At 57.0% G+C, this 13,218-nt stretch carries 7 protein-coding genes and 1 pseudogene; 2 read left to right on the top strand and 6 right to left on the bottom strand.

Going from position 1 to position 13,218, the window contains the following annotated elements:
- Positions 1 to 6 precede the first annotated feature (6 nt).
- Positions 7 to 1,553, bottom strand: a pseudogene (locus BJP61_RS05365) (PTS transporter subunit EIIC).
- Between the two features lie 169 nt (positions 1,554 to 1,722).
- Here BJP61_RS05365 and BJP61_RS05360 point away from each other — a divergent pair.
- Positions 1,723 to 2,550 carry a MurR/RpiR family transcriptional regulator gene (locus BJP61_RS05360; RefSeq protein ID WP_171997942.1) on the top strand — a complete coding sequence of 276 codons (828 nt, stop codon included), beginning with the start codon at positions 1,723 to 1,725 and terminating at the stop codon, positions 2,548 to 2,550.
- Positions 2,551 to 2,665: 115 nt separating this feature from the next.
- On the opposite strand, the gene eno is transcribed toward BJP61_RS05360, so the two are convergent.
- The 5 genes from eno to rlmD form a co-directional block, all read right to left on the bottom strand.
- On the bottom strand, positions 2,666 to 3,964 hold the full coding sequence (eno, locus tag BJP61_RS05355) for a phosphopyruvate hydratase (protein WP_007777765.1): 1,299 nt from the start codon (positions 3,962 to 3,964) through the stop codon (positions 2,666 to 2,668).
- A gap of 85 nt (positions 3,965 to 4,049) precedes the next feature.
- Positions 4,050 to 5,687, bottom strand: coding sequence for a CTP synthase (glutamine hydrolyzing) (pyrG, locus tag BJP61_RS05350; protein WP_038868144.1), 1,638 nt, complete (start codon positions 5,685 to 5,687; stop codon positions 4,050 to 4,052).
- Positions 5,688 to 5,912: 225 nt separating this feature from the next.
- On the bottom strand, positions 5,913 to 6,704 hold the full coding sequence (gene mazG / locus BJP61_RS05345) for a nucleoside triphosphate pyrophosphohydrolase (RefSeq protein ID WP_171997941.1): 792 nt from the start codon (positions 6,702 to 6,704) through the stop codon (positions 5,913 to 5,915).
- 109 nt (positions 6,705 to 6,813) lie between these two features.
- Positions 6,814 to 9,048 carry a GTP diphosphokinase gene (gene relA / locus BJP61_RS05340; protein ID WP_161579018.1) on the bottom strand — a complete coding sequence of 745 codons (2,235 nt, stop codon included), beginning with the start codon at positions 9,046 to 9,048 and terminating at the stop codon, positions 6,814 to 6,816.
- A gap of 52 nt (positions 9,049 to 9,100) precedes the next feature.
- Complete coding sequence (gene rlmD / locus BJP61_RS05335) at positions 9,101 to 10,399, bottom strand: 23S rRNA (uracil(1939)-C(5))-methyltransferase RlmD (protein WP_171997940.1); 1,299 nt, start codon at positions 10,397 to 10,399, stop codon at positions 9,101 to 9,103.
- Between the two features lie 57 nt (positions 10,400 to 10,456).
- Between rlmD and barA the strand changes: the two genes are divergently transcribed.
- On the top strand, positions 10,457 to 13,216 hold the full coding sequence (gene barA / locus BJP61_RS05330) for a two-component sensor histidine kinase BarA (protein ID WP_171997939.1): 2,760 nt from the start codon (positions 10,457 to 10,459) through the stop codon (positions 13,214 to 13,216).
- Positions 13,217 to 13,218 lie beyond the last annotated feature (2 nt).

The raw sequence follows: 13,218 nt of genomic DNA, 5'->3' as shown, positions 1-13,218 counted from the left end.
TTATCCTCAGCTTAATAACTCTTCGACTTCGTTTTTGATAATCGTGACGTGGGGGCCGTAGATAACCTGCACGCCGTTACCGCGCAGGATCACGCCACGAGCGCCGGTAGCCCTGAGCGCCGCTTCGTTCACTTTGCGCCCGTCATTGACCGTCACGCGCAGCCGTGTGGCGCAACAGTCGACATCGTGCAGGTTATCCCGCCCGCCGAGCCCGGCGACAATGGCCTGCGCGCGTTCGCTGGCATCAATCTGCACAGGCTCCTGCGCCTCTTTCTCGCGGCCCGGTGTTGCAAAATCAAAACGGGTTATCAGGAAGCGAAAGGTGAAGTAATAAAGAAAAAACCAGGGCACGCCGACGAGCGGCACCCGCAACCAGTGGGTTTTCGCTTCGCCCTGCAAAACGCCAAAGAGGATGAAATCGATAAAACCGCCCGAGAATGTCTGCCCAATGGTTATCTGCAGCATATGCGCCAGCATAAAAGCCAGCCCGTCGAAAAACGCGTGGATGACATACAGCACAGGCGCGACAAACAGGAAGGAAAACTCAATCGGTTCAGTAATACCGGTCAGAAATGAGGTCAGCGCGGCAGATAACAGCAGCCCGGCGACGCGTTTTTTATTTTCCGGTTTCGCGGTGTGGTACATGGCAAGACAGGCGCCTGTCAGGCCAAACATCATGGTAATAAAGCGCCCGGACATAAAACGCGACGTGCCGATATAAAACTGCTGCGTGGCAGGATCCGCCAGCTGTGCGAAGAAAATACGCTGCGTGCCGTCCACCAGCTGGCCGTTGACGATTTCGCTGCCGCCGAGCGCCGTGGTCCAGAAAGGTAAATAGAAAATGTGGTGCAGGCCGAACGGGCCAAGCATACGCAGGATAAAACCGTATAACAGCGTGCCGACATAGCCGGTCGCCTCCACCAGCCCGCCAAGTCCGAAAATCACTTTCTGGAAATGCGGCCAGACGACGGTCATTAGCGCGCCGACAATGATCGCCGCCAGCGCGCTGACAATCGGCACAAAACGGGAGCCGCCGAAAAACCCAAGAAACTGCGGCAGCGCGATTTTATTGAATCGCTGATGCAGCGCGCACGTTACCAGGCCAATAACCACGCCGCCGAATACGCCGGTTTCCAGCGTCTGGATGCCGAGAACCGTTCCCTGCCCGACCGCGCCCGGATTGCTTTGCGCGAGTTTTCCGGTCAGGGTCAACAGCGCATTGATGGTAGCGTTCATCACCAGAAAAGCGAGTAACGCGGCGAGGCCCGCCGTGCCTTTATCGGTGCGCGCCAGACCCACGGCCACACCGACCGCAAACAGCAGTTCGCGAAAACGATCGCGCCGGCGCTGCTCATGATGGTGAAAATCGCCTGTAACCAGCCCACATCGAGAAACGGATAAGCCGTCAGCGTGTTGGGGTTGGAGAGCGCGCCGCCGACGCCGAGCAACAGGCCCGCTGCGGGTAAGACGGCAATGGGCAACATAAACGATTTACCAAAATGCTGCGCCTTCTCAAACCAGCGCCCTGAAGATGTTCCGCTGAAAAATGCCATAGTGAAGCCCCCGCCGTTGTTATGATGAAAATATTTATCACTTTAATTATGTTTAGTGAAAATTATCATCATTAATAGCGAAGGCGATCATACTTTTTTAAAATGGCTGGCGTTGCGAGTGGGCTTTCACGCACACTCATCGCTGGTCGTCGGTGCTTCAGGATCCTTTATGTCTGACAATGAAAATCTACTGCTTAAGCTGCGTCAGGAGCTTTCTGGCTTTAGCCCAACGCAGCGCAAACTCGGCGAATATGTGCTGAGCGAGCCTGCGCGCGTGCTCTATCTCACTATTACGGAACTGGCCCGCGAGAGCGACACCAGCGAGGCCAGCGTCACCCGTCTGTGCCGCACGCTGGGTTGCAAAGGCTATAACGAGTTTAAAATGGCGCTCGCGCTGGATGTCCAGCGCACTCAGGCGCCCCGCGCGCAAAACGGCGACGCGCTGGACGCGCTGGTGGAGGAGTCGGTACAGGCGCTGTGTGACACCGCGCGACTGCTGGACCGCGCGAAGCTTGAAGCCGCAGCCCGGGCGCTGCATCATGCCCGTTCGGTGCAGATTTACGGCGTTGCCGCGAGCGCGATTGTGGGCGAGTATTTGCATTACAAACTGCTGCGGCTCGGTAAACCGGCGCAGCGCTTTAGCGATATGCACCGGGCGTCGATGAACGCGGCAACGCTTCACGAAACAGACCTGGTGGTCGCCATTTCCAGCTCCGGCTCTACGCGCGATCTGCTGCATGCCGTGAAACTCGCCCGTCAGTCGGGCGCGCCTGTACTCACGCTCAGTAACACATCGCGCAGCCCGCTGGCGTCAATCAGCGATATGCTGCTGGTGGCGGCCAAACCGGAAGGCCCGCTGAATGCCGGCGCGCTGGATACGAAGGTAGGGGCGATGCTGCTGGTGGAGCTGTTAACCGCCTCGCTGATAGCCACAGACAGCAATTACGGTGAAATCAGCCAGCAAACCGCCAGCGCGACGCTGCCTCTGCTGCTGTAATGACAGGCGCGTAGCCCAAAGGAGCGCGGCGCGAGATTTACTGTGACGCAGGCTCGTTGAGGTAAAAAAAATGCCAGTCATTCGACTGGCATTTTTCAGAGGTCAGGACGGGCGATTATGCCTGGCCTTTGATCTCTTTACGACCGTTGTACGGTGCTTTTTCGCCCAGCGCTTCTTCGATACGAATCAGCTGGTTGTATTTAGCCACGCGGTCAGAACGGCTCATTGAACCGGTTTTGATCTGGCCTGCAGCGGTACCTACTGCCAGGTCGGCAATGGTCGCATCTTCAGTTTCGCCAGAACGGTGAGAGATAACAGCGGTATAGCCAGCGTCTTTCGCCATCTTGATTGCAGCCAGCGTTTCGGTCAGAGAACCGATCTGGTTGAATTTGATCAGGATGGAGTTAGCGATGCCTTTCTCGATGCCTTCTTTCAGGATTTTGGTGTTGGTTACGAACAGGTCGTCGCCCACCAGCTGGATTTTGTCGCCCAGCACTTTGGTCTGGTAAGCAAAACCGTCCCAGTCAGATTCGTCCAGACCGTCTTCGATAGACACGATCGGGTACTGTTTGGTCAGGTCTTCCAGGAAGTGAGTGAATTCTTCAGAGGTGAATGCTTTGTTGCCTTCGCCAGCCAGAACGTATTTGCCGTCTTTGTAGAATTCAGACGCTGCGCAGTCCATCGCCAGGGTGATGTCTTTGCCCAGCTCGTAGCCTGCTGCTTTTACCGCTTCAGCGATAACAGCCAGCGCTTCGGCGTTGGAGCCCAGGTTCGGCGCATAGCCGCCTTCGTCACCTACCGCGGTGTTCATGCCTTTGCCTTTCAGCACTTTCGCCAGGTGATGGAAAACTTCAGAACCCATACGGATAGCTTCTTTAACGCTGGAAGCGCCAACCGGCTGGATCATGAATTCCTGGATATCAACGTTGTTGTCAGCGTGCTCACCGCCGTTGATGATGTTCATCATCGGAACCGGCATGGAGAATTTGCCCGGGGTGCCGTTCAGTTCAGCGATGTGCTCGTACAGCGGCATGCCTTTGGAAGCAGCAGCAGCTTTAGCAGCCGCCAGGGAAACCGCCAGAATGGCGTTTGCACCGAAGTTAGATTTGTTTTCAGTACCGTCCAGATCGATCATGATCTTGTCGATACCAGCCTGATCTTTAGCATCTTTGCCAACGATAGCCTGAGCGATCGGGCCGTTAACCGCGCCAACCGCTTTGGTTACGCCTTTGCCCAGGAAACGGGATTTGTCGCCATCGCGCAGTTCCAGCGCTTCGCGGGAACCCGTAGAAGCACCTGACGGGGCAGCAGCCATACCTACGAAACCGCCTTCCAGGTGAACTTCGGCTTCAACAGTCGGGTTACCACGGGAGTCGATGATTTCACGACCGATGACTTTAACAATTTTGGACATATGGATTTTCCTCAAGTCACAACGTTAACTAAAACTCCAGACAAACAACGCGCGAAAAAGTCGCGCGTTGCCGTTCTAACTCTGCTTACTTCGCCTGGCGTTTCTGATACTCGCTAGCGGCTTTTACGAAGCCTGCAAACAGCGGGTGCCCGTCACGCGGCGTGGAAGTAAACTCCGGGTGGAACTGACAGGCGACGAACCACGGATGATTCGGCACCTCGATGATCTCGACCAACTGATCATCCCCGGAACGGCCCGCAACGCGCAGGCCAGCTGCTTCAATCTGCTTCAACAACATATTGTTGACTTCATAACGGTGGCGGTGGCGTTCAACAATCGTGGGTTCGCCGTAAAGCTTGCGCACCAGGCTGTCGTCAGACAGCTGGCACTGCTGCGCGCCCAGACGCATCGTTCCGCCGAGATCGCTCTTTTCAGTGCGCGTCTCGATATTACCGTTTTCATCACGCCATTCGGTGATTAACGCCACGACCGGGTACTTACAGTCTGGCACAAATTCGGTGGAGTTGGCGTTCTCCATACCGGCGACGTGACGTGCAAATTCAATCATCGCAACCTGCATACCGAGGCAAATGCCGAGGTAAGGAATGTTGTTTTCACGGGCGTAACGCGCGGTGGCGATTTTGCCCTCCACGCCGCGGTAGCCGAAGCCGCCAGGGATCAGGATAGCGTCCAGACCTTTCAGCAGTTCTTCGCCGCGCGTTTCTACGTCCTGCGAATCGATAAGCTTGATGTTAACGGTCACACGGTTCTTCAGGCCGCCGTGTTTCAGGGCCTCGATAACCGACTTATAGGCGTCCGGCAGTTCAATGTACTTGCCGACCATACCGATAGTGACTTCGCCCGCCGGATTCGCTTCTTCATAAATAACCTGTTCCCATTCAGACAGGTTAGCTTCCGGACAGTTCAGGCTGAATCGTTTACAAATATAATCGTCCAGCCCCTGCGATTTCAACAGGCCCGGAATTTTATAGATAGAATCGACATCTTTCAGAGAAATAACCGCTTTTTCCGGAACGTTACAGAACAACGCAATCTTGGCGCGTTCGTTGGCCGGTACAGCGCGATCGGAGCGGCAAATCAGCACGTCCGGCTGAATACCGATAGAGAGCAGTTCCTTAACAGAGTGCTGGGTCGGCTTGGTTTTCACCTCACCTGCGGCCGCCATGTACGGCACCAGCGTCAGGTGCATAAACATGGTGTGCTCGCGGCCCACTTCAACCGCCATCTGGCGAATCGCCTCAAGGAACGGCAGGGATTCGATATCGCCCACGGTGCCGCCGATTTCGACGAGAACCACGTCATGGCCTTCGCCGCCCGCCAGGATGCGTTCTTTGATAGCGTTGGTGATGTGCGGAATAACCTGAACGGTGGCGCCCAGGTAGTCGCCGCGACGCTCTTTGCGCAGCACTTCAGAGTAGATACGACCTGTCGTAAAGTTGTTGCGGCGCGTCATGCGGGTGCGGATAAAACGCTCGTAATGGCCCAGGTCCAGATCGGTTTCGGCGCCGTCTTCAGTAACGAACACTTCCCCGTGTTGGATCGGGCTCATGGTGCCTGGATCGACGTTAATATACGGATCCAGTTTCATGATAGTCACGTTGAGGCCACGGGCTTCAAGAATGGCTGCGAGGGAGGCTGCGGCAATGCCTTTACCCAGAGAGGAAACGACCCCGCCGGTCACAAAAATATAGTTCGTTGTCATGCTGAACCTGAGAAGTTAGGTTTAAAGACGATGGAATAACCAGGACGGGAAAGTAGTATACCCGAACAGGACGGGGGTCACAAACTTTCATTCTGCACGTTCACCGGCTGGCCTCGCCAGACCCAAGCCGCAAGAAAATAGCCTTTTTCTCAGAAATGTTTTTGACGTAAATCAAGCGCTTGTTGGAAATAATTGTCCACAACAAGCGCTTGCTGCGAAAAAGCGTTAACTATCAATTTCCTGGCGTTTGACGGTTTGCCACGCCGCTTCCATTTGATCGAGGCTCGCCTGCGTCATTTCCAGGCCCTGCGCGCGAATAATCGCCTCAACCTGGCGGAATCGCCGTTCAAATTTGCGGTTAGCTTTTTGCAGCGCCGTTTCGGCTTTCGCGCCCAGATGTCGGGAAAGATTAACGGTCGCGAACAGTAAATCGCCAATTTCCTCTTCGAGCTTCGCCTCGTCGATAACAGCCTGCTGCGCCTCATGCATCACTTCGTCGATCTCTTCGTGCACTTTATCGACGACCGGCCCCAGAGAAGTCCAGTCAAAGCCGACCGCAGAACAGCGTTTCTGGATTTTATGGGCGCGCATCAGCGCCGGGAGGCTTTCGGGAATGTCGTCCAGCGCCGAATGCTGCGCTTTTTCAGCGCGCTCGGCGCTTTTGGTTTTCTCCCAGTTAGCCAGCACTTCTGTACTGTCGCTGAAAGCGGCGTCGCCAAAGATATGCGGGTGGCGGCGCTCCAGTTTATCGCTGATGGCGGCGCAGATATCCTCGAAACTAAATCGCCCTTCCTCTTGCGCCATCTGGGCGTAAAACACGACCTGAAAGAGCAGATCGCCCAATTCGCCACGCAGATCGTCGAAGTCTTCACGCGCGATGGCGTCCAGCACTTCGTAGGTTTCTTCAAGGGTGTAAGGGGCGATGGTGGCGTAAGTTTGCTCTTTATCCCACGGACAGCCGGTTTGCGGATCGCGAAGGCGCTGCATAATGCCGAGCAGGCGGTCGATTTGAGTCATTGAAAATCCTTATAAAAACAGGCGTGGCGATGTCAAGCGCGTACGCCGCGCGCCTCACGCAGGAGGCATAATAAAAAAGGCGGCGCGGCCTGTCGCGCCGCCTGACGCGTCAGCCGCCATGCAGACGGCGCGCGTCGATAACGTCTGATACCTGGTTAAGCTTGCCGAGCACGCGGCCGAGCACCTGGAGGTTATAGATTTCGATCTCCATATCGATGGTCGCCAGCTGCTGGCGGGTATCGCTGCGGCTGGTCACGCCCAGTACGTTAACCTTTTCATTGGCAAGGATAGTAGTGATATCGCGCAGCAGACCGCTGCGGTCGTTCGCCGTTACGCGCACCACCAGCGAATACCCGGCGGAGTAGCTTTCGCCCCACACCGCGTCGACGATACGTTCTGGCGCGTGCGACTGCAGCTCCGCCAGTTGATCGCAGTCGGCGCGGTGGATGGAAATACCGCGCCCCTGGGTAATAAAGCCGACAATATCATCGCCCGGGATCGGCTGGCAGCAACGGGCGATGTGGTGCATCAGATTGCCGACGCCCTCCACCACGACGCGGCCATTATCGCGGCTGTTGCGCCCCTGCGGCGTATAGGTTTTTTGCTGCAACTGACGCAGCGCCGCGGCGTCCTGTTCTTCCGCGCTGGGCTTGTTGAACTGGGCCTGGAGGAAATTCACCATCTGGTTGAGGCGAATATCTCCACCGCCAATGGCCGCCAGCAGCTCATCGACTTCATTAAAGTTGTAGCGCGGCAGCAGATGCTTTTCCGCCTCTTTCAGGCTGATGCCGAGATGCGCCAGCTCGTCGTCGAGGATCTGACGCCCGGCGATAATATTTTTGTCGCGATCCTGTTTGCGAAACCAGGCGTGAATTTTCGCGCGCGCGCGGCTGGTGCCGACATAGCCGAGGTTCGGATTCAGCCAGTCGCGGCTCGGGTTCGGCTGCTTCTGGGTGATGATTTCGATCTGATCGCCCATCTGGAGCTGGTAAGTGAACGGCACAATTCTGCCACCGATTTTCGCGCCGATGCAGCGGTGCCCGACATCGCTGTGAATGTGGTACGCGAAATCGAGCGGCGTAGAGCCAGCAGGCAGGTCGACCACGTCACCTTTCGGCGTAAATACGTAGACGCGGTCGTCAAAGACCTGGCTGCGCAATTCGTCGAGCATTTCGCCGGAATCCGCCATTTCTTCCTGCCAGGCGATGAGTTTACGCAGCCAGGCGATGCGGTCTTCGTGGCCGTTGCGCCCGCCGCTTGCCGCGCCCTCTTTATACTTCCAGTGCGCTGCCACGCCGAGCTCAGACTCTTCGTGCATCTGTTTGGTGCGGATCTGGATCTCAACCGTTTTACCGCCGGGGCCAAGCACCACGGTATGAATTGACTGGTAGCCGTTCGGCTTGGGGTTGGCGACATAATCGTCGAATTCATCCGGCAAATGACGGTAATGCGTATGTACAATGCCAAGCGCGGCGTAGCAATCCTGCAAACGCTCCGCGACGATGCGCACCGCGCGCACGTCGAACAACTCATCAAAAGCCAGATGCTTTTTCTGCATCTTGCGCCAGATGCTGTAGATATGTTTCGGACGCCCATAGACTTCGGCCTTAACGCCCTCTTCTTTCATGGCGGTGCGCAGATGCGTAACGAACTCTTCAATATAGTGCTCGCGATCGATGCGCCGCTCATGCAGCAGTTTGGCAATGCGTTTGTATTCATCCGGATGCAGATAACGGAAGCAAAAATCTTCGAGCTCCCACTTGAGCTGGCCGATACCGAGACGGTTCGCCAGCGGCGCATAGATGTTGGTGCACTCTTTCGCCGCCAGCACGCGTTCATCTTCCGGCGCGTCTTTCACTTCGCGCAGGTGCGCGATACGCTCCGCCAGTTTAATGACCACGCAGCGGAAATCATCGACCATCGCCAGCAGCATGCGGCGCACGTTATCCACCTGCTCGGAGGAGACGGAATCGTGATGCGTGGCTTTGAGCTGGCGAATAGCGGCCATATCGCGCACGCCGTGAATCAGGCCGACGACCGACTTGCCGACGCTCTCTTTCAGTACCTCTTCACTCACCACGCCGCCATCCACCAGCGGGAAAAGCAGCGCAGCGCGCAGCGTATCGATATCCATACTAAGCATGGTGAGGATTTCGACCATTTCCACGCCTCGCCAGAGCAGAAGATCTGCCTGCGGGTGGCCCTGAGTCTGCTGTTCGCAATAGCGCCAGGTTTCGGTTAAGCGTTCACACGACTGCTGACTGGCGATGCCAAGGCTCGCCACCCATTTTTCATGGTCAAATTCGCCAGCTTTATTAAGATGTGCACTTCTTACCGCAACCATCGTCCTCTCCTTTCGGGACCAGCCTGACCGCACCGCGCGGCGGCCTGACTACTTAATCTCTTTCAAACAGCGCCATTGATTCCAGATGGCCCGTGTGCGGGAACATATCGAGCATCGCCAGCCTTCCGGTGCGATAGCCCGCCGCGAGCAGCGCCTCACTGTCACGCGCAAGCGTAGAAGGATTACAGGAGACATAGACCACCCGACGCGGTTTTAATTTCACAATATGCTGCATAACACCCGCAGCGCCCGCACGCGCCGGATCGAGCAACACTTTGTCGAAGCCCTGCAGCGCCCATGGCTGCGTCGTGACGTCTTCTTCCAGGTTATGCTGGAAGAAAGTGACGTTTTTCAATGCGTTAAGTTCGGCATTATAGTCACCTTTCTCAACCAGCGCCGCAACTCCTTCGACGCCCACCACGCTCTCCGCGCGGCGCGCCAGCGGCAATGTAAAGTTGCCCATGCCGCAGAAGAGATCCAGGACGCGATCGCCGGGCTGAACATCCAGCCACGCCAGCGCACGGGCCACCATCTGCTGATTTACGGCGTCATTCACCTGAATAAAATCACGCGGGCTGAAGGTCAGCCGCAGGCCGTCCGATTCATACCAGGGCATGTCACCGTTTAGCTGTTCAAGGGTATCGCTCTCAGGCGCAAGGTACAGCGCCACGCCTTCAGAATGCGAAAAGCATTCCAGTTTTTCGCGATCGTCCGCGCTGAGCGGCTTCATATGCCGCAGCACCATCAGCGGACCGCTGGCGGCGTCGACCAGCTCAACATGGCCGAGATGGCGCGCGGCGTCGAGGCTGCCAAGACACGCGCGAAGGGCGGGCAGCAACGCCTCGAGACGGGGCACAAGTATAGGGCAGCGGTGCACATCCACCAGGTCATTCGAACCAGCCTTACGAAACCCCATCTGTAAGCCTGGTTTGCGCGGCGGGAAATTCAAGCTCAGGCGCGCCCGGCGGCGATATCCCCATGCCGGCCCGCTGATGACTTCATCGACCTCGCGCTTCATCATGCGCGCCAGCGCCTGGGTTTTACTGCGCTGCTGGAGGTCAACGCTCACATGCTGTTGCTGGCAACCGCCGCATACGCCAAAATGCGGGCACAGCGGTGCTACGCGCTCCGGGCTTTGCGTGAGGCGCTTTTTTACTTCGCCGCGCGAGAACTGTTTTTTCTCCTCGGTAAGTACGACGTCTGCGCGCTCGCCTGGCAGCAAACCGGGAATAAACAGCGCTTTGCCGTGGTGGCGCGCCACCCCCTGCCCGAAGGCGTCCAGGCCGTCGGCCGTCACGGTTATCATTTCACGCGTCGTCACGCGTCGCTTTGCAGAGTAGAATTGCGCCATCGCCAGGAAATTTCTCACATAAACTGAATGTCGCTGATTGTCCCATAACGGAACCCCATGACCAACTACAGCCTGCGGGCGCGGATGATGATTCTCATCCTGGCGCCCACCTTTATCATCGGCCTGCTGCTCAGCGTTTTCTTCGTTGTGCACCGCTATCATGATTTGCAGCGCCAGCTGGAAGACGCCGGCGCGAGCATTATTGAGCCGCTGGCGGTCGCCAGCGAATATGGCATGAGCCTGCAAAATAAGGAGTCGGTGCGCCAGTTGGTCAGCGTACTGCATCGTCGGCATTCGGAAATTGTACGCGCCATTTCAGTTTACGATCGCCACAATAAACTGTTTGTAACGTCTAATTATCAGCTTAAGCCTTCCGAACTGCAGCTTGCGAACGGCGCGGCCATGCCCACTGCCCTTAGCGTAACGCGCCGGGACGATATTTTGATTCTGCGCACGCCGGTGGTCTCCGAGCGCTACTCGCCTGATGAATCTGAAGTTTCTGAAGCCAAGCTCAACGCCAACACGCTGGGCTATGTGGCGCTGGAGCTGGATCTGAAATCAGTGCGGCTTCAGCAGTATCAGGAGATCGCTATCTCGCTATTAATGATGCTGATTTGTATGGCCTGCGCGGTGCTATTCGCCTGGCGTCTGATGCGCGACGTCACCGCGCCTATCCGCAATATGGTCAATACCGTCGACCGCATCCGCCGCGGCCAGCTCGACAGCCGGGTCGAAGGCTTTATGCTGGGCGAGCTGGATATGCTGAAAAACGGCATCAATTCGATGGCGATGTCGCTTGCCGCTTACCACGAAGAGATGCAGCACAATATCGACCAGGCGACGTCAGATTTGCGTGAAACCCTGGAACAGATGGAGATCCAGAACGTTGAACTGGATCTGGCGAAAAAGCGCGCGCAGGAGGCGGCGCGTATTAAGTCTGAATTCCTTGCCAATATGTCCCATGAGCTGCGCACCCCGCTAAACGGCGTGATAGGTTTTACCCGCCTGACGCTGAAAACCGACCTGACGCCGACTCAGCGCGATCACCTCAACACGATTGAGCGCTCGGCGAATAACCTGCTCAGCATCATTAACGACGTGCTTGATTTCTCGAAGCTGGAGGCCGGAAAACTGCTGCTGGAAAGCATTCCGTTCCCACTGCGCAACACGCTGGATGAAGTGGTGACGCTGCTGGCGCACTCTGCGCACGACAAAGGCCTGGAGCTGACCATCAGCGTGCGCCATGACGTGCCGGATAACGTGATTGGCGACCCGCTGCGTCTTCAGCAGGTCATCACCAATCTGGTGGGCAACGCGATTAAATTTACCGACCACGGCAATATCGACATCGTGGTGGAGAAACGCGCCATCAGTAACAATAAAGTGCAGATTGAAGTACAAATCCGCGATACCGGCATCGGCATTCCGGAGCGCGATCAGTCGCGCCTCTTCCAGGCGTTTCGCCAGGCCGACGCCAGCATTTCGCGCCGCCACGGCGGCACCGGGCTTGGGCTGGTTATTACCCAGAAACTGGTTAACGAAATGGGCGGCGATATCTCGTTCCACAGCCAGCCGCATCGCGGCTCGACGTTCTGGTTCCACATTAGCCTTGATCTGAACCCTAACGCGCTGGCGGATCGCCACGCCACCGATATGCTGGCGGGCATGCGTATTGCGTATGTCGAGAAGAACGAAGCCGCGGCGAAAAGCACGCGGGATCTGCTCGCCAATACGCCGCTGACGGTGATCTACAGCCCGGAGCTGGCGACGCTGCCGCAGGCGCATTACGACATCCTGCTCTATGCCGCCCCGGTGACGGATCGTGAACCGTTGACGATGCGCCATGACCAGCTGGCGCGCGCGGCCACGCTTACGGATTGTCTGATTCTGGCGCTGCCATGCCACGCTCAAATTAACGCCGAGATGCTGAAAAAAGAGGGGGCCAGCGCCTGCCTGCTGAAACCAGTGACCGGCACCCGGCTGTTGCCGCTGCTGCTGGAGCATTGCCGTCTTATCCACGCCCGGGAGTTGCCTGAGGGTAATCAGGGCAAGCTGGCGATGACGGTCATGGCGGTGGATGACAACCCGGCCAACCTCAAACTTATCGGCGCATTGCTGGAGGATGTCGTTCAGTATGTGGTGCTGTGTGACAGCGGGCATCAGGCGGTAGAGCGCGCCACGCTTCAGCCATTCGATATTATTTTGATGGATATTCAAATGCCGGACATGGACGGCATCCATGCGTGCGAGCTGATCCGCAAACTGCCGCAGCAGCAGCACACACCGATTATCGCAGTGACGGCCCATGCGATGTCAGGGCAGAAAGAAAAACTGTTGAGCGCGGGCATGAATGATTATCTGGCGAAGCCTATCGAAGAAGAGAAGCTGCGCGCCTTGCTGCTGCGCTACCAGCCGGGCTACGCGGTGCCACTGGTCGCCAGCACGCCTGCGAGCGCGCCGCCGACGGTTGACCTGAACGCGACGCTCGACTGGAGCCTGGCGCTGCGTCAGGCGGCGAACAAGCCCGATCTGGCGCGCGACATGCTGCAGATGCTACTGGCGTTTTTGCCGGAAGTGCGCAACCGCGTGGAAGAACAGCTGGTGGGCGAAAATCCGGAAGGCCTGACCGAGCTGATTCATAAATTGCATGGCAGTTGCGGCTACAGCGGCGTTCCGCGCCTGAAAAACCTCTGCCAGTTGATTGAGCATCAGTTGCGCAGCGGCGTCGCGGCGAGCGAGCTGGAGCCGGAACTGCTGGAATTACTGGATGAGATGGATAACGTAACGCGTGAAGCGCATCGCATTATCGGTCAATAACA

The sequence above is a fragment of the Cronobacter sp. JZ38 genome, assembly GCF_008932145.1.
GTDB lineage: Bacteria > Pseudomonadota > Gammaproteobacteria > Enterobacterales > Enterobacteriaceae > Cronobacter > Cronobacter muytjensii.
Note: the sequence above shows the minus strand (reverse complement) of the source record. Positions and strands in the feature narration are given on the sequence as shown.